Source organism: Mesorhizobium sp. BAC0120 (assembly GCF_033542235.1).
GTDB lineage: Bacteria > Pseudomonadota > Alphaproteobacteria > Rhizobiales > Rhizobiaceae > JAWRCU01.
The window spans coordinates 19439-41308 of sequence record NZ_JAWRCU010000008.1; the positions used below are offsets into that span (position 1 = coordinate 19439).

A 21870-nucleotide genomic window follows, 5' to 3' on the forward strand; every position below is an offset into this window, starting at 1 on the left:
ATTTTCACAATTCGAAAAATGGAAATCTGCTTCGAAATGAGCTCCAATTCCGTATAGTTACCCGTCGTCACATCGAGCCTCGAGGGAGGAACTGCAAGATGGTCTACGCAACTGCTGACGGGTCGAGGGCCGAACGGCTGCGGGTCGGAATGGTCGGCGGCGGGCGCAATGCCTTCATAGGTGCCGTGCATCGGTTGGCCATGCGGCTCGACGACCAGATCGCATTGGTGGCCGGAGCGCTGTCCTCGGATCCAGAAAATGCCATGGCGTCGGCCGCGGAGATCGGCCTTCCAGCCAATCGCAGCTATACGGATTACCGAGAGATGGCCCGTGCCGAGGCCGCCCGTCCCGACGGAATAGAAGCCGTGGTCATCGTCACCCCGAACCACCTCCATGCGCCTGTCGCGACCGCCTTTCTCGAGGCCGGCATTGACGTCATTTGCGACAAGCCGCTTTCCACGACGCTGGCCGAAGCCGAAGCGCTGGTGGCCCTCACGCGCGAACGCCGGCGCAAATTCGTCGTGACGCTCAACAACACCGGCTATGCCATGGTGCGCCAGGCGCGGGAAATGGTCGCTTCCGGCGAGCTTGGGCGACTGGTCGCCATCCACGCATCCTATATCCAGGATTGGCTGACGCAGCCGATCGACGCCGAGGGCCAGAAGCAGGCCGAATGGCGCACAGATCCCGCGCGCGCCGGCCAATCGGCCGTGCTCGCCGATATCGGCGTGCACGCGTTCAACCTTGCCTGCTTCGTCTCGGGACGCGAAGCCGAAGCGGTCGCAGCCGATCTCTTCACGGCCGTGCCCGGTCGGCGGCTCGACGACAATGCCCATGTGCTGGTGCGCTGGTCGGGCGGCGCCCGCGGCACGATCCTGGCAAGCCAGACCTCGCCGGGCCACTACAACGACCTGTCGGTCCGCATCTACGGCGACAAGGCTGGCCTCGAATGGAACGGCGTGCGGCCGGAGGAGTTGCGCTTTTCTCCCTATGGTGAGGAAAGCCGCACGCTCATGCGCGGCGGGCACGGCTCGTTTGGAGAAAGCCGCCGCGTCTCGCGCATGCCGGCCGCCCATCCGGAAGGCTATATCGAGGCCTTCGCGAATTTCTACCGCGACGCCGCCGAGATCATTCGGGCGCATAGAAGGGGCGGTGCGGTCGATCCGGCACGCACCAGCCTGGTGCCGGATGTCGAGGATGGCGCCCGCGGCGTGAAATTCGTCGCGGCAGCCGTCGCATCGCAATCCGCAGGTGGAGTCTGGACGCCCGCGCTCCTTTGAGATGATGTGGTCCTGCCCAGCATGCAATCCTTCGAGAGAGCATTTTGTGCAAAGCCGAATTCGTAAAGTCGGAGGTGGGCTGAGACATGATCCTTGGTTGCATTGGGGATGATTTCACGGGCTCCTCCGATCTGGCGAACACGCTGGCGAAGGGCGGCATGCGGACGGTGCAATTCAATGGCGTGCCGTCCATTCCCGCCGATCCAGCCGTAGAGGCCGGTGTCGTAGCGCTGAAGACCCGCACCATCCCGGCCGCTGTCGCCGTACAGCAGTCGCTCGCCGCACTGGACTGGCTGAGGCGGCAAGGATGCCGTCAGTTCCTGTTCAAATACTGCTCCACTTTCGATTCGACGCCCGCGGGGAATATCGGTCCCGTCCTCGATGCCCTTTCGGAGGCGCTAGGCGCTGCTCGCGCCATTGTCTGCCCCGCTTTTCCTGCGACGGGCAGATCGATCTATCAGGGTCATCTCTTCGTGAACGACCGTCTGTTGAGCGAATCCGGAATGGAGAAGCATCCGCTGACACCGATGACCGATCCGGATCTCAGACGCTGGCTCGCTTTGCAAACTCCGCAGCAGATCGGCCATGTCGCCTATGGTGCCGTAGCCAAGGGTCCGGAAGCGATCGCCGACGCGATAGAAACGGCTGCGGCAACAGGCGCGCGATACCTGGTCGTCGATGCGATACGCGACGAGGACCTGGCCGCGATTGGCAAGGCTGCAGCCGGCGACATCCTGCTGAGCGGCGGATCGGGCATCGCGCTGGGGCTGCCCGAAAACTTCCGGCGCGCCGGCCTGATCGGCTCGGCGGGTTCAGAATGGATGGGCGCTGAAGGTCCGTCGGCAGCTTTGTGCGGCTCGTGCTCAACCATGAGCCGGCGTCAGATCGCAGAACATCGTGCGAGATTCCCGGCTCGCGAAGCGGACGCTGACTCGATCGTAGCTGGCGTCGCCTATTCGGCCGAGTATGCGGAATGGGTCATCGCCGAGCAGAGCGCAGGCGGACCGCCGCTGGTCTATTCCTCGGCCGAGCCAAACGCCGTTGCCATGGCCCAGAAGCGGTTCGGGAGAGAGCGGGTCGCCCAGGCCGTGGAGGGCTTTTTCGCGGCGCTCGCCCGCGAACTGGTCACGCGCGGGGTACGCCGGTTGGTCACGGCTGGCGGCGAGACATCTGGTGCGGTCGTATCGGCACTTGCCATACCGTCCTTTGAAATCGGGCCAGAGATAGACCCCGGCGTGCCATCATTGAGGGCGGGCGACACGGGCATGACGCTAGCGCTGAAATCGGGCAATTTCGGCGGCCCCGACTTCTTTGCCAAAGCGGCGCGCGTTCTCGCGGGAGATCTCGGACGATGAGCGAGGAAACCAGGCTGCGCGAACAGATCTGCCGCATTGCCGCATCGATGTTTGCGCGTGGCCTGACCGCTGGGAGTTCGGGGAACATTTCGGCGCGCCTCGGGGACGGCCGGCTTCTGGTGACGCCGACAGGCTCGTCCTTCGGCCAACTCGATGCGATGCGCCTTTGTCTCTTCGATGCCGCCGGTAGATTCGTGTCCGGCGACAAGCCGACCAAGGAGATGCCGCTGCACACGGCGTTCTACGAGACGCGGCCAGTGAAAACGGGCGCCGTGACGCATCTCCATTCCGCCCATTCCGTCGCGGTCTCGTTGCTGCCTGACATCGATCCGGACAGCGTTTTCATGCCGCTGACGGCCTACTCCATCATGCGCCTCGGCAAGGTCAAGCTGCTCCCCTATTTCCGTCCAGGAGATCCGGCGATGGGCAATGCGGTGCGCGGGCTGGCCGGCAAGCGCTCGGCCGTCCTGCTCGCCCATCATGGGCCGGTCGTCGCGGGCAAGGATCTGGAGGCCGCCGCATATGCCATGGAAGAACTCGAGGAGACGGCGAAGCTCACGTTCCTGACCCAGGGCATGCGGCCCAAACTTCTCTCCGACGCCGAAGTGCGTGGACTGGTTGAGCATTTCGACATCGAATGGGACGACTGATGCGTATATCCGCCAATCTGGGATTTCTCTTCCGCGAGTTCGAACTGCCCGAGGCCATCCGTGCGGCGAAGCGGCAAGGCTTCGATGCCGTCGAAATGCACTGGCCCTACGAGACCGATGCTTCAGCGGTGGCCGCCGCGCTCGCCGAAACGGGCTTGCCGCTGCTCGGCGTCAACACGGCGCGAGGCGATGTCGCGGCGGGCGACTTCGGCCTCTCGGCCCTGCCGGAACGGCAGGCTGAAGCACGCGCCGCAATCGATCAGGCGGTTGCCTGGTCCGTTGTCACGGGCTGTCGCAATATCCACGTCATGGCAGGAAGATCCGCCGGAGAAAGAGCATTCCAGGCATTCACGGACAATCTGCGCTACGCCGTCGAGAAAGCATCCCCGCACGGCATCGGTATCCTGATCGAACCGCTCAATCCGCGGGATGCGCCCGGCTATTTTCTGGCCGACCTGCCGACGGCGCTGCGCGTCATCGAAGCCACAGATGGCGCGGTCCGGGTGATGTACGACTGCTACCATATGCAGATCGTACACGGAGACCTTCTCCGGACGGTCGAGCAGCACCTGGATGCCATCGGCCATATCCAGTTTGCGGCCGTGCCCGATCGCGCAGAGCCGGATCATGGCGAGGTGAATTTTGGCTGGCTGCTGCCCGCCTTTGCCAGCGCAGGCTATAGCGGCTTCTTCGGTGCCGAATACAAGCAACTGAGCGGATCGTTCGCCTGGCTAGGGGACTATGGCGAACGCTAGTTGCCCTAAGCGCCGCCCCGTTCCTTCCTGAGCTTCGCCCAATAATCTAGCCGCTTCCTGATCTCTCGCTCGAAGCCCCGATCGGGCGGCTCATAGAAGGTTTGGCGGCCCATCTTCTCCGGGAAGTAGTCCTGACCGGAGAAGGCATCGGGCTGGTCGTGGTCGTAAAGATAGCCCTTGCCGTAAGCTTCAGCCTTCATCAGCTTGGTCGGCGCATTGAGAATGTGCTTGGGCGGCAGGAGCGAGCCGTATTGCTTCGCCGCCGCCGTGGCCGCCGAGAAAGCGTTGTAGACGGCATTCGATTTCGGTGCGGTGGCGAGATAGACGCAGGCCTGGGCAAAGGCGAGTTCGCCTTCGGGCGAGCCAAGATAATCATAGGCGTCCTTGGCCGCATTTGCGATCACCAGCGCCTGCGGGTCGGCGAGACCGATGTCCTCGGTGGCCATGCGAACCAGCCGGCGGCCGATATAGAGCGGATCCTCGCCGGCATCGAACATGCGCGCGAGATAATAGAGCGCGGCATCGGGATCGGAGCCGCGCACCGATTTATGCAGCGCCGAGATCAGATTGTAATGGCCGTCCTGGCCCTTGTCGTAGATCGGTGCGCGGCGCTGTACGATCGCCTGCAGCGCTGCGGCATCGAAGACCTCGTCGCGCTTGGCCGCGCGCCAGACTTCTTCGGCGAGCGTAAGGCAGGCTCGGCCGTCGCCGTCCGCCATGCGCAGGAGAACCGCCCTCGCCTCCTCGTCGAGCGGCAGTCGCTTGCCCTCCGCCTCTTCGGCCCGCGCAAGCAGCTTCCCGAGGCTATCCTCGCCGAGAGAGTGGAAGACGAGCACCCGCGCTCGCGACAGCAATGCGGCGTTGAGCTCGAAGGACGGGTTCTCCGTCGTGGCCCCGACCAGGATCACCGTGCCGTCCTCCATCACCGGCAGGAAGCTGTCCTGCTGGGCACGGTTGAAACGATGAATCTCGTCCACGAAGAGCAATGTCTGGCGGCCGTTCGCGAGCCGAAGCCTGGCCGTCTCGAACACTTTTTTCAGGTCAGCCACGCCCGAGAAGATCGCCGAGATCTGCTCGAAGGCGAGCCCGGTCTCGCCGGCGAGCAGCCGCGCGACCGTGGTCTTGCCTGTACCCGGCGGGCCCCAGAAGATCATCGAGCCCAGCGAGCCCGAGCGGATCATGCGCGTCAGCGCGCCATCCGGGCCGGTGAGATGCTCCTGGCCGACCACGTCCTCCAGTCTCTTCGGACGCAGCCGGTCCGCGAGCGGCCGCGCGGCAGGCGCCTTCTCCTCCTGTCGATCCGGCTCGAAAAGATCAGCCATCAGAATCCCGCTTCACCCAAAGCAACTCCTACCGCGCCGCACTACAATCGCCTCGGGATTGATGTAGCGATCTCGTCATGCAGCCCTTCACTCATCCGCAGAACGTAGGTGCGGGCGGCAGTTTAGGCAAAGACTGAAGCGTCAGTAGCGCAGCATCTGGCGGATAAGCCGGCCATCGCGCTCTACCGTGAAGCGCCACCAGCGCGAATTCGATTCCGCGACTTCCTTCAGCTTCTGAGGCGTGTCGATCTCTTCCCCGTTCACCTCGCGCACGATGTCGCGCGGCTGAAAACCAAAGCCGGCGGCCGGTGAGTTGGGCGCGATGTCGACCATGGCGACGCCCTTGGTTTCAGTGTTCAGGCCCAGTCTTTGTGCAAGCCGCGGCGAGAGCTCCGCCACCTTGGCGCCGGCGAAGGGGCTGCGTCCGCCGATCGTGACCTGCTCCGTGGACTGACCTGCCGGCGCGCGCTGCAACGCCACGTTGACCGCCTTGTTGCCGCCCTTGCTGAAAATGCCCAGCGTCACCGTACTGCCAATCGGCTGAGTGGCGAGCCGATATCCCAGAGCTTCGACATGCTCGATCGCCGTGCCGTTCATCGAGAGCACAACGTCGCCCGGCTTGACGCCCGCCGCGGCCGCCGGCCCGCCTGCCACGACGTCCGAAACCAGAGCGCCCTGCGGCTTGTTCAGCCCAAGCGCTTCGGCGATCTGCGGCGTAACCTCCTCAAAGGTAGCGCCGACATATGGACGCTCGAAATAGTCGTTGCCGTTTCTGGCCGACTGCAACACGGCCCGCACCATATTGGACGGGATAGCGAAGCCTATCCCGATCGAACCGCCCGACCGGCTGTAGATCGCCGTATTGATGCCGACCAGTTCGCCGCGCATGTTGATCAGCGCACCGCCGGAATTGCCAGGATTGATCGCCGCGTCGGTCTGGATGAAGAAGCCGAAGTCGGAAATACCGAGATGCGAGCGCGCGAGCGCCGAGACGATGCCGCTCGTCGTGGTCTGGCCGACGCCGAACGGGTTGCCGATCGCGAGCACGAGATCGCCGACGTCGAGCGCATCGGAATCGCCGACCGGCACGCTTGGAAACGGTTGGGGCGAGGAGATCTTGAGCACCGCAAGATCGAGGGACTCGTCCTTCAGCAGCGTCTTCGATTCGAACTCGCGGCCGTCAGAGGTTGCCACCTTGACCGTATCGGCATCCTTGATCACGTGGAAGTTGGTCACCACGAGGCCGGACGGATCAACGACGACGCCGGAGCCCAGCGACTGCTGCATGCGCGGCGCTATTCCCCGATCGCCGAAAAACTGCTCGAAGAACGGGTCGCCTTCGAAGGGCGAACGCACGCGGACTTTCTGCGAGGCGTAGACATTGACCACCGCCGGCGCGGTATTCTTCACCAGCGGCGCGAATGACAGTTCCACATCCTCGCGGCCGAAGGGCACACGCTTGTCCGGTTTCGCCGGCGGCTGGGCAGCGGGCGGCGTCGCTTCGGTCGCATTGCCCCCACCCGCTGGAGACGCATTCTTGTCGGCAGGCGACTGCGTTTCGTCGGCGCCGCCCCGCAGCAACTCCTTGAAGAAGTCGCCTAGCGTGCCGCTGCCCTCCTCCGCGGTAGCCGGGCCAATCGGCAAGGCGAGCGCGAACGCAATCAGGACCGTTGCAAAGAAGCGTCTCGACGCCATAAGGCGCATCGCGAATCCTCCGAATTGTGAGCCGCGCATTCTGGCCATGAATGTGCAAATTGAAAGGCCGCAATGGTTGCGACTTAAAGCATCGTACCGAAAAATGCGCAGCGGTTGTGGGACAATCCGGTGCGTCGATAAGGAGACGGAGCGGTGTGGTGATCCAGCTTGAGCGCACACCGCCCCAACACTCGCCGCAAAAAACAAAAGGGGCCTCACGGCCCCTCATGCATCGGCATCTCGTCCGAATTACGCCGCTGCTGCTTCCTCGGCGCCACCTTCTGCCTCGGTGCGGGCGCGGTCGGCCGCACCCTTGGCAGAGGTGTCGCGATCGACGAACTCGATCACCGCAATCGCGGCGTTGTCGCCCTGACGAAAGCCCGCCTTCATGATGCGGAGATACCCGCCATGGCGATCCGCATAACGCGGAGCAAGCGTGTCGAACAGGCGCTTCACCGCGGCCTCATTGCGAAGCTGCGAAATCGCCTGGCGGCGCGCATGCAGGTCGCCGCGCTTGCCCAGCGTGACCAGCTTCTCGACGATCGGGCGCAGGTCCTTCGCCTTCGGCAACGTCGTCACGATCTGCTCATGCTCGATGAGCGAGGTCGCGAGGTTGGCGAACATCGACTTGCGGTGGCTGATGCTGCGGCTGAGCCGACGGCCTGCAAACCCATGGCGCATCGCTTTTCTCCTTCAGTTCCCTAATAGGGCGCTCTGCGCCCGTGTTCCGTCTGCCCCGTGATCTTCCCAAGAAGTCTGCCACTTCTTGGGATCACGCTCAGTATTGATCTTCGTAACGCTTGGCGAGGTCCTCGATGTTCTCCGGCGGCCAGTCCGGCACTTCCATGCCCAGATGCAGGCCCATAGCCGCGAGAACTTCTTTGATCTCGTTCAGCGACTTGCGACCGAAGTTCGGAGTGCGCAGCATCTCCGCTTCGGTCTTCTGGATGAGGTCGCCGATATAGACGATGTTGTCGTTCTTCAGGCAGTTGGCCGAACGAACCGAAAGCTCGAGCTCGTCGACCTTCTTGAGCAGCGCCGGATTGAAGGCGAGCTCGGTCACGGCCTCTGCCGCAGCCTCCTTCTGAGGCTCCTCGAAGTTGACGAACAGCGCGAGCTGGTCCTGCAGGATGCGAGCCGCGAACGCGACCGCGTCCTCACCCGTCACCGAGCCGTCGGTCTCAATCGTCATTGTAAGCTTGTCGTAGTCCAGAACCTGGCCCTCGCGGGTGTTCTCGACCTTGTAGGAGACCTTCTTGACCGGCGAATAGAGGCTGTCGACGGGGATCAACCCGATCGGCGCGTCCTCGGCGCGGTTGCGATCAGCCGGCACGTAGCCCTTGCCGCTATTGACGGTGAACTCCATGCGGATCTCCGCCCCTTCGTCGAGCGTGCAGATCACGTGGTCGGGGTTCAGGATCTCGACATCGCCCACGGTCTGGATGTCGCCAGCCAGCACCGTGCCAGGGCCCTGCTTGCGCACGACCATGCGCTTCGGCCCGTCGCCTTCCATACGGATTGCGATTTCCTTGATGTTCAGGACGATGTCGGTGACGTCCTCGCGCACACCGGCAATCGAGGAGAATTCATGCAGCACGCCGTCGATCTGCACCGCCGTCACAGCGGCACCACGCAGCGATGACAGCAGCACCCGGCGCAGCGCGTTGCCCAGCGTGAGGCCAAAGCCGCGCTCGAGCGGCTCGGCGACGAGCGTGGTCAGCGTCTTGCCCTTCGACGTGAAGTCGATCTTGTTCGGCTTGATCAGTTCCTGCCAGTTTTTCTGGATCATATTCTTTTCCTTCCGTTTCCCTGCCACCATCCAATCGTGGCCGGCGATCTGGAAAGCCGTAGAGGAGCGCCAGGCTGGCGCTCATGCGGCGGCTAAGCAAAAATCGGGCTCAGACCCTACGCTTCTTGCGTGGGCGGCAGCCATTGTGCGGGATCGGCGTCACGTCGCGGATCGACGTGATGGTGAAACCCGCCGCCTGCAGCGCGCGAAGCGCCGATTCACGGCCGGAGCCGGGTCCGCAAACCTCGACTTCCAGCGTACGCACGCCGTGCTCCTGCGCCTTCTTGGCGACATCCTCGGCGGCAACCTGCGCCGCGAAGGGGGTCGACTTGCGCGAGCCCTTGAAACCCTGCGCACCAGCCGAAGACCAGGCGATGGAATTGCCCTGCGCGTCGGTGATGGTGATCATCGTGTTGTTGAAGGTCGAGTTGACGTGCGCCACGCCCGACGAGATGTTCTTGCGTTCGCGCCGGCGAACACGGACGGCTTCCTTGGCCATTTATTTCCTTTCGAATGATCTCGACACCGCCGTACTTCCAGCGGCTACACCTGGTTTAGGGGAGTAAGGGAATATGTCAGTAGGGGAATAAGGAATGCGTTTCCCGCACCTACTGCCCTATTCCCTTACTCCCCTATTCCCTTAACTTACTTTTTCTTCCCGGCAATCGCCTTGGCCGGGCCCTTGCGCGTGCGCGCATTGGTATGCGTGCGCTGGCCGCGTACCGGCAGCGAACGGCGATGGCGCAGGCCGCGATAGCAGCCAAGATCCATCAGCCGCTTGATGTTCATTGACACCTCGCGACGCAGGTCACCCTCGACCTGGTAGTCACGGTCGATCGTCTCGCGGATCTGCAGAACTTCGGCGTCGGTCAGCTGGTTGACCCGGCGCTCGGTCGGGATGCCGACCTTGTCCATGATCTCCTGCGCGAACTTGGGACCAATCCCGTGGATATACTGCAGCGCGATCACAACGCGCTTATTCGTGGGTATGTTGACGCCCGCTATACGAGCCATGCTGCTTCTCCATATGGGTCGGCACTGCCGACGCTTCAATGTTGACCCGCGTCCGGTGGAGGCCGGCCCCTGCGGGTTTCCCGTCAAGCGCGTGACCAAAGCCTATACGGCCCGATCAGCCTGTCCTGATTGGGAGACGCGCGCCTATACGCCAGTCCCCCTTACCAGTCAATCGCGTCAAGCGACTTTTTCTTTCTCGGCGAAGTCCTTGAGAATCGCCTCGATCTGTTTCGTCACCTGGTCGATGCCGGCCATGCCGTCCAGGGTCTTCAGCTTGCGCTTCGCCCAGTAATAGCCGATCAGCGGCGCGGTCTTCTTGTAGTACTCGCGCAGGCGCTCCTCGAAAACCTCCGGGGTGTCGTCCTTGCGCACGGGCTGCCCGGCTGCCTTCATCTCCTCGGCCCGCTTGAGGATGCGACCGACCAGCGCCTTGTCGTCCACCGCAAATTCGATCACCACGTCCAGTTTGAGACTGCGCTCCCTGAGCATCGCCTCAAGAGCATCGGCCTGCGGAAGCGTCCGAGGATATCCGTCAAGGATGAAGCCCCTGGCGCAATCCTCCTGATCGATCCGCTCCGCGACGATAGCGTTGACGATCGCATCCGACACAAGCTCGCCCGCGTCCATTACCGCCTTTGCCCTGAGCCCTACGGGCGTCCTGGCTGCGACAGCGGAGCGCAGCATCTCGCCTGTGGAGAGTTGGGGAATCCGGTGCTTCTCGACCAGTCTTTGCGCTTGTGTCCCCTTACCCGCCCCAGGCGGCCCAAGCAGAATAAGCCTCATCGTGCTCTCTTTCCTCCCCGGAGCTTCGATTTCTTGATCAGCCCCTCATACTGATGAGCAATGAGATGACCCTGGATCTGCGCAACCGTATCGAGCGTCACGGAAACCACGATCAGAAGCGAGGTTCCGCCGAGATAGAAGGGCACGCCGGTCGCTGAAATCAGAAACTCCGGTATCATGCAGATCACGACGAGGTAAAGCGCACCAATGACGGTAATGCGCGTCAGCACATAGTCGATATACTCGGCTGTCCGCTCGCCCGGCCTGTAACCCGGGATGAACCCGGAATGCTTCTTCAGCTGGTCGGCGGTGTCCTTCGGGTTGAAGACGATCGCCGTGTAGAAGAAGGCGAAGAACACGATCATCGCGCCGTAGAGCACCATGTAGAGCGGCTGGCCGTGCCCGAGTGCGGCCAGGATCGAGCTGGCCCAGCCAGGCAGGCCGGTCGTCTGCGAGAAGCCGGCGATCGTTGCCGGCAGCAGCAGCAGCGACGAGGCGAAGATCGGCGGGATAACGCCGGAGGTGTTGAGCTTCAGCGGCAGATGCGAGGTATCGCCCTGGAACATGCGGTTGCCGACCTGCCGCTTCGGATACTGGATCAGCAGCCGCCGCTGTGCGCGCTCGAAGAACACGATCAGCGCCACCACAGCCACGGCAAAGACGATGATCGCCAGGATGATCCCGGTCGAGAGCGCGCCGGTGCGTCCGAGTTCCAGCGTGTGGCTGATCGCATTTGGGAGGTTCGCCACGATCCCGGAGAAGATGATCAGCGAAATGCCGTTGCCGATGCCGCGCGCCGTGATCTGCTCGCCGAGCCACATCAGGAACATGGTTCCACCGGTCAACGTGATGACGCAGGACAGTCGGAAGAACCAGCCGGGATCGACCACGATTCCGTTGCCGCTCTCGAGCCCGACCGAGATGCCATAGGCCTGCACGGCCGCCAGAAGCACGGTCCCGTAGCGCGTGTACTGGTTGATGACCTTGCGGCCCTGCTCGCCCTCCTTCTTCAGGGCTTCGAGCGAGGGAACGACCGAGGTCATCAACTGCATGATGATCGAGGCGGAGATGTAGGGCATGATGCCCAGCGCAAAGATCGCCATGCGCTGCACCGCCCCGCCCGAGAACATGTTGAACATCCCGAGCACGCCGCCGCTCTGGTTGTTGAAAGCCTGGGCGAAGGCGTCGGGATTGATTCCCGGAAGCGGGATATAGGTGCCGAGCCGGTAGACCAGCAGCGCACCCAGCGTGAACCAGATGCGCTTCTTCAGGTCTTCGGCTTTGGCGAAGGCGGCAAAATTCAGATTCGAGGCGAGTTGTTCAGCGGCCGACGCCATCAGTATTCTCCGCTAGGGCACGATCCGCAACCGAAGGTCAGCTGAGCGGAAACTGCATACTTTTCGGGCAGGATCATGCCTCTCGTTCCAGGTCACGCAGGCAGGCCCGCAGCGAGCAAAGCGCGTGTCGATGAAACCTCGACATAGGCTTCGTCGATACAAGATGCAAGCGGCCGTCCGCAAGGACGGCCGCTTCGAAGAAGGCCCCCTTATTCGGCCGCTGCCCTTTCGGGCAGCCTCACCGAACCCCCGGCCTTCTCGACCTTCTCGACCGCCGCCTTCGAGGCGCCGGCGATGTCGAACGAAAGCTTCGCCTTGAGCTCGCCACCGGAGAGCAGGCGTACGCCGTCCTTTACCCGGCGGATCACGCCGGCCTTCACCAGCGCCTCGGCATTTACGGTTTCCTTGGCGTCGAGCTTCTTGGCATCGACAGCGGCCTGGATGCGCGCCAGCGACACTGTGTTGAAGTCCTTGCCGAAGATATTCCTGAAGCCGCGCTTCGGCAGGCGCCGATAGAGCGGCATCTGGCCGCCCTCGAAGCCATTGATGGCCACGCCTGAGCGGGCCTTCTGGCCCTTCACGCCGCGCCCGGCAGTCTTGCCGGAGCCCGAGCCGATGCCGCGGCCGACGCGCTTCTTCGAATGGGTAGCGCCTTCCTTGTCGCGGAGTTCGTTGAGTTTCATAGTCTTTCTCCTGAGGCTCCGGCTTACGCCTCGTCCACGACGCGGACGAGGTGCTGAACCGCAGCGATCATGCCGCGTACGGAAGCACTATCCTCGAGCGTCACCTTGCGATGCAGCTTGTTCAGGCCGAGGCCGATGAGGGTCGCGCGCTGCACCCCCGGTCGGCGGATCGGGCTGCCGATCTGCTCGACGACGATCGTCTTGTTATCCTTCTTTGCCATGATCGTTATCCTTGATCCCGGCCTTATTCGTCTGCCGCTACGGCGGCGCCGCGGCGTGCCTGCAGCGCCGAATACTTGATGCCGCGCTGGGCGGCGACATCCTTTGGATGCAGCTGGCTCTTCAGCGCCTCGAAGGTGGCGCGCACCATGTTGTACGGATTCGACGAGCCCATCGACTTGGCGACCACGTCATGCATGCCGAGCGTCTCGAAAACGGCGCGCATCGGACCACCGGCTATGATGCCGGTACCCACCTTGGCAGAGCGCAGCAACACCTTGCCCGCGCCCCAACGCCCTTCCACGTCGTGATGCAGCGTGCGGCCCGAACGCAGCGGCACGAAGATCATATCGCGCTTGGCGGCATCGGTTGCCTTGCGGATCGCCTCCGGTACTTCACGCGCCTTGCCGTGGCCGAAGCCGACGCGGCCTTTCTGGTCGCCCACGACAACCAGAGCGGCGAAACCGAAACGCCGGCCGCCCTTCACAACTTTCGCGACACGGTTGATGTGGACGAGCTTGTCGACAAACTCGCTGTCGCGCTCCTCGCGGTCACGGCCGCGCTCGCGGCCTTCCCTGCGGTCTTGTGCCATTATCCTGGTTCCTTGTTCTTTTCCGGTAGCACGGTTGACGTTGATCCCCGGCCTCTGCGGCCGGCGGACGATTAGAAGTTCAGGCCACCCTCACGGGCGGCGTCGGCGAGCGCCTTGACGCGGCCGTGATAGATATAAGCGCCGCGGTCGAAGATGACGTCCTTGACGCCCGCCTTCACCGCCCGCTCCGCAATCAGCTTGCCGACGGCGCTGGCTGCTGCCGTGTCGGCGCCGGTCTTGAGCGACCCCTTCAGATCACCCTCCAGCGACGAGGCTGCGGCAAGGGTATGCCCCTTCGCGTCGTCGATGATCTGCGCATAGATATGCTTCGACGAGCGGTGCACCGAAAGGCGCGGCCGATCGCCCGCTACCTTCTTGAGCTGGCGGCGCACTCGGGCGGCGCGGCGCTGGCCGATTTCCTTGGATGAAGCCATGGCGTTTTCCTTACATAAGCGAGTAGCGAAATAGTGAATAGCGAATAGGGCCGCTTAGCTCGAGTGTGGCGCCAGCCACTCTATTCGCTATTTGCCACTCGCCATTCGCTCTCTTACTTCTTCTTGCCTTCCTTGCGCACGATCCGCTCCGCGGCATACTTGACGCCCTTGCCCTTATAGGGCTCGGGGCCGCGGAACTTGCGGATCTCGGCGGCCACCTGGCCGACCTGCTGCTTGTCGATGCCCGACACCGTGATCTCGGTCGGCTTCCCCACGCTGATCGTGATGCCTTTCGGCGTCTCGTAGATCACGTCATGGCTGAAGCCCAGAGCAAGCTGCAGGTTCTTACCCTGCATCGCCGCGCGGTAGCCGACGCCATTGATCTCGAGCTTCTTCTCGAAGCCGTTCCGCACGCCCTCGACGATGTTGACGATCTGCGTGCGCGACATGCCCCACTTGGAGCGGGCGTCCTTCGACTGATCGCGCGGCTCGACAGAGATCTGGTTATCCTCCATCTTGACCAGCACTTCGTCGTTGACGACGAACTGCAGCTCGCCCTTCGGGCCCTTCGCGGTCACGGTCTGGCCGCTGACGGAAGCCGTCACGCCCTGCGGCAGCGACACCGGTTTCTTGCCAATACGAGACATTTTCCTGTCCTCGTTCCTTGTTCTTAGACGGCTCGCCTGCCCGATCAGAAGATCTGGCAGAGCACCTCGCCGCCAACATTGTTCTCCCGCGCCTGGTGATCGGTCATTACGCCTTTGGGCGTCGACAGGATCGAGACGCCGAGCCCGTTGGCGACCTGCGGGATCGACTTGACCGAAACATAGACGCGACGGCCCGGCTTGGAGACGCGCGAGATCTCGCGAATGACCGGAGCGCCGTCGAAATACTTCAGCTCGATCTCGATTTCCGACTTGCCGTTGTCATAGTCGACCTGGCTGTAGTCGCGGATGTAGCCTTCCGCCTTAAGCACTTCGAGGACGCGGGCGCGCAGCCGCGAGGCCGGCGTCGAGACCTTGGTCTTCTTGCGGCCGTAAGCGTTGCGGATGCGTGTCAGCATATCGCCGAGAGGATCGTTCAAAGACATGTTAAGTCCTCCTTACCAGCTCGACTTGACCAAGCCGGGAATGGCACCGAGCGCGCCCAGCCCGCGCAGCGCGATACGCGACATCTTGAGCTTGCGATAGTAGGCGCGCGGACGGCCCGTGACCTCGCAGCGGTTGCGAATACGCACCTTGGACGAGTTGCGCGGCAGCGCTGCCAGCTTGAGCTGTGCGCGGAAACGTTCCTCGATCGGCTTCTTCTGATCCATCACGATCGCCTTCAGCGCGGCGCGCTTGGCGGCGTAACGGCCGGTGAGCTTGCGGCGCCGGTTGTTCTTCTCGACTGAGCTGGTCTTTGCCATTCAGATAATCCTTTTCTCGCTGCCGTTACTGCCGGAAGGGGAAGTTGAAGGCCTTGAGCAGAGCTCGTGCCTCGTCGTCCGTCTTCGCAGTCGTACAAACGATGATGTCCATGCCCCAGATCTGGTCGACCTTGTCGTAGTTGATCTCGGGGAAAACGATGTGCTCCTTGATGCCGAGCGCGTAGTTGCCGCGTCCGTCGAAGCTCTTCGGGTTCAAGCCGCGGAAGTCTCGCACGCGCGGCAGAGCGATGTTCACGAGCCGGTCGAGGAACTCGTACATGCGCTCCTGGCGCAGCGTCACCTTGGTGCCGATCGGCATGTTCTCGCGCACCTTGAAGCCGGCGATCGACTTCCTGGCGCGGGTGATGACCGGCTTCTGGCCGGCGATCAGCGCGAGATCCTCGGCCGCCACCGTCGGCTTCTTGGAATCGGCAGTCGACTCGCCGATACCCATGTTGATGACGATCTTGTCGAGACGCGGAACCTGCATCTCGTTGTCGTACTTGAACTGATCGCGCAATGCCTTGCGAATGGTCTCCTGATAGACCTTCTTGAGGCGCGGCGTGTAATCCTTCGGGCGAGCGTCGCCGGCCGCCTTCGCGGCCTCTGCCTTCCCTGCTTCTGCTGCCTTAGCCATTGATGACTTCTCCCGAGCGCTTGGCGACTCGAACTTTCGTGCCGTCCTTCTGGGTCTGGAAGCCGACGCGCGTCGGCTTGCCGTCCTTCGGGTCGGCGATAGCGAGGTTTGACAGGTGGATCGGCGCTTCCTTGCGGATGAGGCCGGCCTCCTGAGACTGCGTCTGCCTCTGATGGCGCACGATCATGTTGATGCCGCGCACCACGGCTCTTTCTTCCTTCGGCGAGACCGACAGCACTTCACCGGTGCGGCCCTTGTCCTTGCCGGCGAGCACGACGACCTTGTCGCCCTTGCGGATCTTCTGCATTTCCCGGTTCCTTACAGCACTTCAGGCGCGAGCGAGATGATCTTCATATGGTTCTTGGCGCGCAGCTCGCGCGGAACCGGCCCGAAGATACGCGTGCCGATCGGCTCTTTCTTGTTATCGACCAGTACGGCCGCGTTGTTGTCAAAACGGATCACGCTGCCGTCCGGACGGCGGATGTCTTTGGCCGTGCGCACCACGACCGCCTTCATCACATCGCCCTTCTTCACGCGGCCGCGCGGAATAGCTTCCTTGATCGACACGACGATGATGTCGCCGACCGAAGCATATTTCCGCTTCGAGCCGCCCAGCACCTTGATGCACATGACACGACGAGCGCCGGAATTGTCCGCGACGTCGAGGTTTGTTTGCATCTGAATCATGACTGGCCGCCTTCTTCTTATCTAGGGGAGCGGCATCGCCCTCCCCGGCTTCCCGGTTGTTTATTGCGCCTGCTGTTCGGTGATCACGACCCAGCGCTTGTCTTTGGAAATCGGTTTCGATTCCTCGATGAGCACCGTGTCGCCGACCTTGAACGTGTTGTTCTCGTCGTGCGCCTTGTACTTCTTGGTGAGACGAACCGTCTTCTTCATCATCGGATGCGTGAAGCGGCGCTCGACCTGGACGACGACCGTCTTGTCGTTCTTGTCGCTGACGACAGTGCCCTGCATGACGCGCTTTGGCATGATCTTGTCCTTAAGCCTTCTTGGCTGCGGCCTTCTGGGCCGTGATGGTCTTGATGCGCGCGATGTCCCTGCGGACCTGCCTGACGCGCGCGGTCTTCTCGAGCTGGCCGGTCGCCTTCTGGAAGCGCAGGTTGAACTGCTCCTTCTTGAGGGCGGCGAGTTCGTCGGCAAGCTGGTCCGGAGTCTTGGTCCGAATATCCTCGGCTTTCATGTTCCTGGCCTTCCTATTCAGCGATGCGCTGTACGAAGCGCGTCTTCACCGAGAGCTTGGCAGCGCCGAGACGCAGCGCCTCGCGCGCAGTTTCCTCCGGAACGCCGTCGATCTCGAACATGATGCGGCCGGGCTTGACGCGGCATGCCCAGTAGTCGATCGCGCCCTTGCCCTTACCCATACGCACCTCGGTTGGCTTCGAGGTGACGGGCACGTCCGGAAACACACGGATCCAGACACGGCCCTGGCGCTTCATCTCGCGGGTGATCGCACGGCGCGCAGCTTCGATCTCGCGCGCGGTGACGCGGTTCGGCTCCATTGCCTTCAGTCCGAAGCCGCCGAAATCCAGGTTCGTGCCACCCTTGGCGACACCGTGGATACGGCCCTTGAACTGCTTGCGAAACTTCGTGCGCTTTGGCTGCAGCATCTCTAGTTACTCCAGTATCTTGCCGTCACGCGTTTTCGCGACGGCGCGCGCTCGGCGCATGATCACCTTCGGTGGCACGGCGCTCCGACGCCATCGGGTCGTGCTCCATGATCTCGCCCTTGAACACCCACACCTTGACGCCGCAGGTGCCGTAGGCGGTCTGCGCCTCAGCCGTGCCGTAATCGACATCGGCGCGCAGCGTGTGCAACGGCACGCGACCTTCGCGGTACCATTCCATGCGCGCGATTTCGGCGCCGCCCAGACGACCCGAGCAGTTGATGCGGATGCCTTCGGCACCCAGCCGCATCGCCGACTGCACCGCACGCTTCATGGCGCGGCGGAACGCGATGCGCCGCTCGAGCTGCTGTGCGATCGACTGCGCAATCAGCGTCGCGTCGATCTCGGGCTTGCGAACCTCGACGATGTTGAGGTGCGTTTCCGACTTCGTCATCTCGGTGAGCTTCCTGCGAAGCTTCTCGATATCCGCACCCTTCTTACCGATGATGAGACCCGGACGCGCTGCGTGGATCGTGACGCGGCACTTCTTGTGCGGGCGCTCGATGACAACCTTGGAGACCGCAGCCTGCTTGAGCTCGTTCTTCAGGTATTCACGGATCTTGATGTCTTCGTGCAGCAGGTCACCATATTCGCCGGTGTTCGCGAACCAGCGCGAATCCCAGGTGCGGTTGATCCCGAGACGAAGCCCGATCGGATTGACTTTCTGGCCCATCAGGCGGCCTCCCCTTGCTCTTCGACTTCACGAACGACGATCGTGAGGTGCGAAAACGGCTTCTCGATGCGGCTGGCGCGGCCACGACCACGCGAATGGAACCGCTTCATGACGATCGACTTGCCGACATAGGCCTCGGCCACGACGAGCGCGTCGACATCGAGATCGTGGTTGTTCTCAGCATTGGCGATCGCCGATTCCAGCGTCTTCTTGACGGTGCCGGCGATGCGCTTGCGCGAGAACTCCAGGTCGTTCAGCGCAGTCGCGACCTTCTTGCCGCGGATCAGCGCCGCGACGAGGTTCAGCTTCTGCGGGCTGATGCGGATCGTGCGCAGAACCGCACGTGCCTCGTTGTCGGCAAGCCTTCGCGGGGCCTTGGCCTTGCTCATTGTTACTTCCTCTTCGCCTTTTTGTCCGCGCCATGACCGTAATAGGTCCGGGACGGAGCGAATTCGCCGAACTTGTGGCCGACCATTTCCTCGGAGACCAGCACCGGGACATGCTTCTGGCCGTTGTAGACACCGAAGGTGAGGCCGACGAACTGCGGCAGGATGGTGGAGCGGCGGCTCCACATCTTGATCACCTCGTTGCGGCCGCCCTCGCGGACCTTATCTGCCTTCTTGAGCAGAAAGCCGTCGACGAACGGGCCTTTCCAAACTGAACGGGTCACGTCTGACTATCCCTTCTTAGCTCTTGCGCTGGTGGCGCGAGCGCATGATAAACTTGTCGGTCGCCTTGTTGGACCGCGTCTTCTTGCCCTTGGTCGGCTTGCCCCACGGTGTCACCGGGTGACGGCCGCCGGAGGTGCGGCCCTCGCCGCCGCCATGCGGATGGTCGACCGGGTTCATGGCGACGCCGCGGTTGTGCGGACGCTTGCCCAGCCAGCGCTTACGGCCGGCCTTGCCGAGATTGACATTGCCGTGGTCCGGGTTCGACACCGCGCCAACGGTGGCGAAGCACGAGCCGTGAACGACGCGTTGCTCGCCGGAATTCAGGCGCAGGATCGCCCAGCCCTGGTCGCGGCCGACGAGCTGCGCGTAGGAGCCTGCCGAGCGTGCGACCTGGCCACCCTTGCCGGGCTTCAGCTCGACATTGTGCACGATCGTACCGACCGGCATGGCCGAGAGCGGCATCGCATTGCCGGGCTTGACGTCGGCGGTCTCGGCGGCGACGACCTGGTCGCCGGCGGCGAGGCGCTGCGGCGCCAGGATGTAGGACAGCTCACCATCCTCATACTTCACCAGCGCGATGAAGGCTGTGCGGTTCGGGTCATACTCGATCCGCTCGACCGTTCCCGCCACGCCAAGCTTGCGGCGCTTGAAGTCGACGATGCGGTAGGCCCGCTTATGGCCGCCGCCCTGGAAACGCGCCGTCACCCGGCCGTAGTTGTTGCGGCCGCCGGACGAGGTGAGCCCCTCGGTCAGTCCCTTGACAGGCTTGCCCTTGTAGAGAGCCGAACGGTCGACCAGCACCAGCTGGCGGGTGCTCGGCGTTACGGGCTTGTATTTCTTCAGTGCCATTTTCTAGCCCTCGTGCCTTAGAGGCCCGTCGCGACGTCGATCGAATGGCCGTCGGCCAGCGTGACAATCGCTTTCTTCACGTCGCTCTGGCGGCCAACGGTTCCGCGGAACCGCTTCATCTTGCCCTTGCGCAGAAGCGTGTTCACCGCCGTCACCTTGACGCCGAACAGCGCCTCGACGGCAGCCTTGATTTCGGGCTTCGAAGCCTTCCGGGTCACGTTGAAGACGACCTGGTTGTGCTCGGAAGCCGTTGTCGACTTCTCGGTGATGGCCGGGCTGACGATCACGTCGTAGTGGCGAAGGTCAGTCATTTGAAGCGCTCCTCGAGTGCCTCGACAGCCGCCTTGGAAAGAACCAGCGTGCCGCGGCGCAAAATGTCGTAGACGTTGATGCCCTGGACGGGCAGCACGTCGATATTCGGAATGTTGGCCGCCGCCAGCTTGAAGTTCCGGTCGAGCTCGGCGCCGCCGATGACCAGCGCGTTCGACAGGCCAAGCTTGGCGAAGCTCTCGGAGAGCCCCTTGGTCTTGGCCTCGGCAAGCTTCAGATCGTCGACAATGATCAGGCTCGCTGCCTTAGCCTTGGCCGACAGCGCGTGCTTCAGGCCGAGCGCGCGCACCTTTTTCGGCAGCTCGTGCTCATGGCTGCGAGCGACCGGGCCATGCGCCTTGCCGCCGCCCCGGAACTGCGGAGCGCGTGCCGAATGGTGGCGGGCGCGGCCCGTGCCCTTTTGCTTGTACATCTTGGCACCGGTGCGGGCGATATCAGCGCGGCCCTTGGCCTGATGTGTGCCCTGCTGGCGCTTGGCAAGCTGCCAGCGCACGACGCGCTGCAGGATGTCCTCCCGCGGGTCGAGGCCGAAGATCTCTTCCGAGAGCTTCACCTTGCCTGCATCTGCACCGGCAAGCGTGGTGATCGTGATGTCCATTATTCAGCCCCCTTCTCGGCCGGAGCCTCATTCTTCTTGGTGCGGATGGCGGCCGGCTTCGGCGCATTGGCCGGGAGCGGTGCCTTCACGGCGTCGCGCACCAGTATCCAGGAGCCCTTCGTGCCGGGAACCGCGCCGCGGATCAGGATCAGCCCGCGGTCCGCATCGGTCGAAACGATCTCGACGTTCTGCGTGGTGACGCGCGACGTGCCCATATGGCCGGCCATCTTCTTGCCCTTGAACACCTTGCCGGGATCCTGGCGCTGGCCGGTCGAACCGTGCGTGCGGTGCGACACCGAGTTGCCGTGGGTCGCGCGGCCGCCGCCGAAATTGTGGCGCTTGATGACGCCCTGAAAGCCCTTGCCGGTCGACGTGCCCGTCACATCGACCTTCTGGCCGGCGACAAAATGGTCGACCGTGATCTCAACGCCGACGTCGAGCAGGTTCTCGGGAGTAACCCGGAACTCGGCGAGCTTCGCCTTCGGCTCGACCTCGGCCTTCGCAAAATGGCCGCGTAGCGCCTTCGAGGTGTTCTTCACCTTCGACAGCCCGACGCCGAGCTGAACGGCGGTATAGCCGTTCTTCTCCTCGGTGCGCTGTGCCACGACCTGGCAGCTTTCCATGCGCAGCACCGTCACGGGAACATGCTCCCCTGCGTCGTTGTAGACGCGGGTCATCCCGACCTTCTGTGCAATCACTCCTGAACGCATCGGTTCATCTTCCTTCAGAGGAGCCTTCGGGCAAGCCCGGCCGGCTCATGGTCTTGGCTCGTTAGAGCTTGATTTCGACGTCCACACCTGCCGCCAGGTCGAGCTTCATGAGCGCATCGACCGTCTGCGGCGTCGGGTCGACAATGTCGAGCAGCCGCTTGTGCGTACGCATCTCGAACTGCTCGCGGCTCTTCTTGTCGATGTGCGGCGAGCGGTTCACGGTGAATTTTTCGATCCGCGTCGGCAGCGGAATGGGGCCGCGGACGTTCGCGCCGGTGCGCTTGGCCGTCGACACGATCTCACGCGTCGAAGCATCGAGCACTCGGTGATCGAACGCTTTGAGGCGGATGCGGATATTCTGTCCGTTCATGCGTCTTTTCCTTGTTCCGCCGGAGCACTGA

Annotated in this window: 33 protein-coding genes; 4 read left to right on the top strand and 29 right to left on the bottom strand. The window is 63.1% G+C overall.

Annotated features, from left to right (window positions below; translation table 11 throughout):
- The first annotated feature begins 98 nt into the window (after nt 1–98).
- The 4 genes from SAZ10_RS18590 (at nt 99) to SAZ10_RS18605 (ending at nt 4040) form a co-directional block, all read left to right on the top strand.
- Nucleotides 99–1280, top strand: coding sequence for a Gfo/Idh/MocA family oxidoreductase (locus SAZ10_RS18590; RefSeq protein ID WP_318610852.1), 1182 nt, complete (start codon nt 99–101; stop codon nt 1278–1280).
- 86 nt (nt 1281–1366) lie between these two features.
- Nucleotides 1367–2635 carry a 3-oxo-tetronate kinase gene (gene otnK / locus SAZ10_RS18595; RefSeq protein ID WP_318610853.1) on the top strand — a complete coding sequence of 423 codons (1269 nt, stop codon included), beginning with the start codon at nt 1367–1369 and terminating at the stop codon, nt 2633–2635.
- Nucleotides 2632–3285: a 3-oxo-tetronate 4-phosphate decarboxylase gene (gene otnC / locus SAZ10_RS18600; RefSeq protein ID WP_318610854.1), complete on the top strand. Its 654-nt coding sequence runs from the start codon at nt 2632–2634 to the stop codon at nt 3283–3285. Before otnK ends, otnC begins: the two co-directional genes overlap by 4 nt.
- Nucleotides 3285–4040, top strand: a complete 756-nt coding sequence (locus SAZ10_RS18605) for a hydroxypyruvate isomerase family protein (RefSeq protein ID WP_318610855.1) — start codon at nt 3285–3287, stop codon at nt 4038–4040. Before otnC ends, SAZ10_RS18605 begins: the two co-directional genes overlap by 1 nt.
- A gap of 5 nt (nt 4041–4045) precedes the next feature.
- On the opposite strand, the gene SAZ10_RS18610 is transcribed toward SAZ10_RS18605, so the two are convergent.
- From SAZ10_RS18610 to rpsJ, 29 genes are all read right to left on the bottom strand, one after another.
- Nucleotides 4046–5362 (bottom strand): replication-associated recombination protein A, encoded by a 1317-nt coding sequence (locus SAZ10_RS18610; protein ID WP_318610856.1) that lies wholly within the window; start codon nt 5360–5362, stop codon nt 4046–4048.
- A 141-nt stretch (nt 5363–5503) separates the two neighbouring features.
- On the bottom strand, nt 5504–7066 hold the full coding sequence (locus SAZ10_RS18615; protein WP_412535243.1) for a DegQ family serine endoprotease: 1563 nt from the start codon (nt 7064–7066) through the stop codon (nt 5504–5506).
- Between the two features lie 240 nt (nt 7067–7306).
- Nucleotides 7307–7738 carry a 50S ribosomal protein L17 gene (rplQ, locus tag SAZ10_RS18620; protein ID WP_318610858.1) on the bottom strand — a complete coding sequence of 144 codons (432 nt, stop codon included), beginning with the start codon at nt 7736–7738 and terminating at the stop codon, nt 7307–7309.
- 97 nt (nt 7739–7835) lie between these two features.
- Complete coding sequence (locus SAZ10_RS18625; protein ID WP_318610859.1) at nt 7836–8846, bottom strand: DNA-directed RNA polymerase subunit alpha; 1011 nt, start codon at nt 8844–8846, stop codon at nt 7836–7838.
- Between the two features lie 109 nt (nt 8847–8955).
- A complete protein-coding gene (gene rpsK / locus SAZ10_RS18630) occupies nt 8956–9345 on the bottom strand; it encodes a 30S ribosomal protein S11 (protein WP_318610860.1) in 390 nt (129 codons plus the stop codon).
- Between the two features lie 146 nt (nt 9346–9491).
- Nucleotides 9492–9860, bottom strand: a complete 369-nt coding sequence (rpsM, locus tag SAZ10_RS18635; protein WP_318610861.1) for a 30S ribosomal protein S13 — start codon at nt 9858–9860, stop codon at nt 9492–9494.
- Between the two features lie 177 nt (nt 9861–10037).
- On the bottom strand, nt 10038–10643 hold the full coding sequence (locus SAZ10_RS18640; RefSeq protein WP_318610862.1) for an adenylate kinase: 606 nt from the start codon (nt 10641–10643) through the stop codon (nt 10038–10040).
- Nucleotides 10640–11980, bottom strand: a complete 1341-nt coding sequence (gene secY, locus SAZ10_RS18645) for a preprotein translocase subunit SecY (RefSeq protein ID WP_318610863.1) — start codon at nt 11978–11980, stop codon at nt 10640–10642. Before secY ends, SAZ10_RS18640 begins: the two co-directional genes overlap by 4 nt.
- A gap of 209 nt (nt 11981–12189) precedes the next feature.
- The gene (gene rplO, locus SAZ10_RS18650) at nt 12190–12663 is read right to left on the bottom strand and encodes a 50S ribosomal protein L15 (protein ID WP_318610864.1); all 474 of its coding nucleotides are present in this window, start codon (nt 12661–12663) and stop codon (nt 12190–12192) included.
- A gap of 23 nt (nt 12664–12686) precedes the next feature.
- On the bottom strand, nt 12687–12884 hold the full coding sequence (rpmD, locus tag SAZ10_RS18655; RefSeq protein WP_318610865.1) for a 50S ribosomal protein L30: 198 nt from the start codon (nt 12882–12884) through the stop codon (nt 12687–12689).
- A gap of 23 nt (nt 12885–12907) precedes the next feature.
- Nucleotides 12908–13474: a 30S ribosomal protein S5 gene (rpsE, locus tag SAZ10_RS18660; RefSeq protein ID WP_318610866.1), complete on the bottom strand. Its 567-nt coding sequence runs from the start codon at nt 13472–13474 to the stop codon at nt 12908–12910.
- Between the two features lie 71 nt (nt 13475–13545).
- Nucleotides 13546–13908: a 50S ribosomal protein L18 gene (gene rplR / locus SAZ10_RS18665; RefSeq protein ID WP_318610867.1), complete on the bottom strand. Its 363-nt coding sequence runs from the start codon at nt 13906–13908 to the stop codon at nt 13546–13548.
- A gap of 113 nt (nt 13909–14021) precedes the next feature.
- A complete protein-coding gene (rplF, locus tag SAZ10_RS18670) occupies nt 14022–14555 on the bottom strand; it encodes a 50S ribosomal protein L6 (protein WP_318610868.1) in 534 nt (177 codons plus the stop codon).
- A gap of 44 nt (nt 14556–14599) precedes the next feature.
- Nucleotides 14600–14998, bottom strand: a complete 399-nt coding sequence (gene rpsH / locus SAZ10_RS18675) for a 30S ribosomal protein S8 (protein ID WP_318610869.1) — start codon at nt 14996–14998, stop codon at nt 14600–14602.
- Nucleotides 14999–15010: 12 nt separating this feature from the next.
- Entirely contained in the window at nt 15011–15316 is a 306-nt protein-coding gene (gene rpsN, locus SAZ10_RS18680; RefSeq protein WP_318610870.1) for a 30S ribosomal protein S14, read from the bottom strand.
- 25 nt (nt 15317–15341) lie between these two features.
- Complete coding sequence (gene rplE, locus SAZ10_RS18685) at nt 15342–15953, bottom strand: 50S ribosomal protein L5 (RefSeq protein ID WP_318610871.1); 612 nt, start codon at nt 15951–15953, stop codon at nt 15342–15344.
- The gene (rplX, locus tag SAZ10_RS18690) at nt 15946–16260 is read right to left on the bottom strand and encodes a 50S ribosomal protein L24 (RefSeq protein WP_318610872.1); all 315 of its coding nucleotides are present in this window, start codon (nt 16258–16260) and stop codon (nt 15946–15948) included. The genes rplE and rplX overlap by 8 nt, the downstream gene beginning before the upstream one ends.
- 11 nt (nt 16261–16271) lie before the next feature.
- Nucleotides 16272–16640 carry a 50S ribosomal protein L14 gene (gene rplN, locus SAZ10_RS18695; RefSeq protein WP_318610873.1) on the bottom strand — a complete coding sequence of 123 codons (369 nt, stop codon included), beginning with the start codon at nt 16638–16640 and terminating at the stop codon, nt 16272–16274.
- A 60-nt stretch (nt 16641–16700) separates the two neighbouring features.
- A complete protein-coding gene (gene rpsQ / locus SAZ10_RS18700) occupies nt 16701–16943 on the bottom strand; it encodes a 30S ribosomal protein S17 (protein ID WP_318610874.1) in 243 nt (80 codons plus the stop codon).
- Between the two features lie 10 nt (nt 16944–16953).
- Nucleotides 16954–17154 (bottom strand): 50S ribosomal protein L29, encoded by a 201-nt coding sequence (rpmC, locus tag SAZ10_RS18705; RefSeq protein WP_318610875.1) that lies wholly within the window; start codon nt 17152–17154, stop codon nt 16954–16956.
- Between the two features lie 13 nt (nt 17155–17167).
- Nucleotides 17168–17581 carry a 50S ribosomal protein L16 gene (rplP, locus tag SAZ10_RS18710; protein ID WP_318610876.1) on the bottom strand — a complete coding sequence of 138 codons (414 nt, stop codon included), beginning with the start codon at nt 17579–17581 and terminating at the stop codon, nt 17168–17170.
- Nucleotides 17582–17606: 25 nt separating this feature from the next.
- On the bottom strand, nt 17607–18311 hold the full coding sequence (rpsC, locus tag SAZ10_RS18715) for a 30S ribosomal protein S3 (protein ID WP_318610877.1): 705 nt from the start codon (nt 18309–18311) through the stop codon (nt 17607–17609).
- On the bottom strand, nt 18311–18700 hold the full coding sequence (rplV, locus tag SAZ10_RS18720) for a 50S ribosomal protein L22 (protein WP_318610878.1): 390 nt from the start codon (nt 18698–18700) through the stop codon (nt 18311–18313). Before rplV ends, rpsC begins: the two co-directional genes overlap by 1 nt.
- Before the next feature lie 2 nt (nt 18701–18702).
- Nucleotides 18703–18981, bottom strand: a complete 279-nt coding sequence (rpsS, locus tag SAZ10_RS18725; RefSeq protein WP_318610879.1) for a 30S ribosomal protein S19 — start codon at nt 18979–18981, stop codon at nt 18703–18705.
- 16 nt (nt 18982–18997) lie between these two features.
- The gene (rplB, locus tag SAZ10_RS18730; RefSeq protein ID WP_318610880.1) at nt 18998–19831 is read right to left on the bottom strand and encodes a 50S ribosomal protein L2; all 834 of its coding nucleotides are present in this window, start codon (nt 19829–19831) and stop codon (nt 18998–19000) included.
- 17 nt (nt 19832–19848) lie between these two features.
- The gene (locus SAZ10_RS18735; protein ID WP_318610881.1) at nt 19849–20142 is read right to left on the bottom strand and encodes a 50S ribosomal protein L23; all 294 of its coding nucleotides are present in this window, start codon (nt 20140–20142) and stop codon (nt 19849–19851) included.
- The gene (gene rplD / locus SAZ10_RS18740; RefSeq protein WP_318610882.1) at nt 20139–20759 is read right to left on the bottom strand and encodes a 50S ribosomal protein L4; all 621 of its coding nucleotides are present in this window, start codon (nt 20757–20759) and stop codon (nt 20139–20141) included. The genes SAZ10_RS18735 and rplD overlap by 4 nt, the downstream gene beginning before the upstream one ends.
- On the bottom strand, nt 20759–21469 hold the full coding sequence (gene rplC / locus SAZ10_RS18745) for a 50S ribosomal protein L3 (protein WP_318610883.1): 711 nt from the start codon (nt 21467–21469) through the stop codon (nt 20759–20761). Before rplC ends, rplD begins: the two co-directional genes overlap by 1 nt.
- 61 nt (nt 21470–21530) lie before the next feature.
- Entirely contained in the window at nt 21531–21839 is a 309-nt protein-coding gene (gene rpsJ, locus SAZ10_RS18750) for a 30S ribosomal protein S10 (RefSeq protein WP_007066362.1), read from the bottom strand.
- Nucleotides 21840–21870: the final 31 nt, after the last annotated feature.

Coding starts and splice junctions, on each gene's coding strand:
- SAZ10_RS18610 (WP_318610856.1), bottom strand. CDS start 5,362: ATGGCTGATCTTTTCGAGCCGGATCGACAGGAGGAGAAGGCGCCTGCC.
- rpmD (WP_318610865.1), bottom strand. CDS start 12,884: ATGGCAAAGAAGGATAACAAGACGATCGTCGTCGAGCAGATCGGCAGC.
- SAZ10_RS18640 (WP_318610862.1), bottom strand. CDS start 10,643: ATGAGGCTTATTCTGCTTGGGCCGCCTGGGGCGGGTAAGGGGACACAA.
- rplC (WP_318610883.1), bottom strand. CDS start 21,469: ATGCGTTCAGGAGTGATTGCACAGAAGGTCGGGATGACCCGCGTCTAC.
- rplB (WP_318610880.1), bottom strand. CDS start 19,831: ATGGCACTGAAGAAATACAAGCCCGTAACGCCGAGCACCCGCCAGCTG.
- secY (WP_318610863.1), bottom strand. CDS start 11,980: ATGGCGTCGGCCGCTGAACAACTCGCCTCGAATCTGAATTTTGCCGCC.
- SAZ10_RS18615 (WP_412535243.1), bottom strand. CDS start 7,066: ATGCGCCTTATGGCGTCGAGACGCTTCTTTGCAACGGTCCTGATTGCG.
- rplF (WP_318610868.1), bottom strand. CDS start 14,555: ATGTCTCGTATTGGCAAGAAACCGGTGTCGCTGCCGCAGGGCGTGACG.
- rplO (WP_318610864.1), bottom strand. CDS start 12,663: ATGAAACTCAACGAACTCCGCGACAAGGAAGGCGCTACCCATTCGAAG.
- rpsJ (WP_007066362.1), bottom strand. CDS start 21,839: ATGAACGGACAGAATATCCGCATCCGCCTCAAAGCGTTCGATCACCGA.
- rplD (WP_318610882.1), bottom strand. CDS start 20,759: ATGGACATCACGATCACCACGCTTGCCGGTGCAGATGCAGGCAAGGTG.
- rplV (WP_318610878.1), bottom strand. CDS start 18,700: ATGAGCAAGGCCAAGGCCCCGCGAAGGCTTGCCGACAACGAGGCACGT.
- rpsN (WP_318610870.1), bottom strand. CDS start 15,316: ATGGCAAAGACCAGCTCAGTCGAGAAGAACAACCGGCGCCGCAAGCTC.
- SAZ10_RS18605 (WP_318610855.1), top strand. CDS start 3,285: ATGCGTATATCCGCCAATCTGGGATTTCTCTTCCGCGAGTTCGAACTG.
- rpmC (WP_318610875.1), bottom strand. CDS start 17,154: ATGAAAGCCGAGGATATTCGGACCAAGACTCCGGACCAGCTTGCCGAC.
- rpsC (WP_318610877.1), bottom strand. CDS start 18,311: ATGGGCCAGAAAGTCAATCCGATCGGGCTTCGTCTCGGGATCAACCGC.
- rplE (WP_318610871.1), bottom strand. CDS start 15,953: ATGGCTAAGGCAGCAGAAGCAGGGAAGGCAGAGGCCGCGAAGGCGGCC.
- otnC (WP_318610854.1), top strand. CDS start 2,632: ATGAGCGAGGAAACCAGGCTGCGCGAACAGATCTGCCGCATTGCCGCA.
- SAZ10_RS18625 (WP_318610859.1), bottom strand. CDS start 8,846: ATGATCCAGAAAAACTGGCAGGAACTGATCAAGCCGAACAAGATCGAC.
- otnK (WP_318610853.1), top strand. CDS start 1,367: ATGATCCTTGGTTGCATTGGGGATGATTTCACGGGCTCCTCCGATCTG.
- rplR (WP_318610867.1), bottom strand. CDS start 13,908: ATGGCTTCATCCAAGGAAATCGGCCAGCGCCGCGCCGCCCGAGTGCGC.
- rplN (WP_318610873.1), bottom strand. CDS start 16,640: ATGATTCAGATGCAAACAAACCTCGACGTCGCGGACAATTCCGGCGCT.
- rplX (WP_318610872.1), bottom strand. CDS start 16,260: ATGCAGAAGATCCGCAAGGGCGACAAGGTCGTCGTGCTCGCCGGCAAG.
- SAZ10_RS18590 (WP_318610852.1), top strand. CDS start 99: ATGGTCTACGCAACTGCTGACGGGTCGAGGGCCGAACGGCTGCGGGTC.
- SAZ10_RS18735 (WP_318610881.1), bottom strand. CDS start 20,142: ATGACTGACCTTCGCCACTACGACGTGATCGTCAGCCCGGCCATCACC.
- rpsK (WP_318610860.1), bottom strand. CDS start 9,345: ATGGCCAAGGAAGCCGTCCGTGTTCGCCGGCGCGAACGCAAGAACATC.
- rpsM (WP_318610861.1), bottom strand. CDS start 9,860: ATGGCTCGTATAGCGGGCGTCAACATACCCACGAATAAGCGCGTTGTG.
- rpsH (WP_318610869.1), bottom strand. CDS start 14,998: ATGTCTTTGAACGATCCTCTCGGCGATATGCTGACACGCATCCGCAAC.
- rpsQ (WP_318610874.1), bottom strand. CDS start 16,943: ATGCCAAAGCGCGTCATGCAGGGCACTGTCGTCAGCGACAAGAACGAC.
- rpsE (WP_318610866.1), bottom strand. CDS start 13,474: ATGGCACAAGACCGCAGGGAAGGCCGCGAGCGCGGCCGTGACCGCGAG.
- rplP (WP_318610876.1), bottom strand. CDS start 17,581: ATGCTGCAGCCAAAGCGCACGAAGTTTCGCAAGCAGTTCAAGGGCCGT.
- rplQ (WP_318610858.1), bottom strand. CDS start 7,738: ATGCGCCATGGGTTTGCAGGCCGTCGGCTCAGCCGCAGCATCAGCCAC.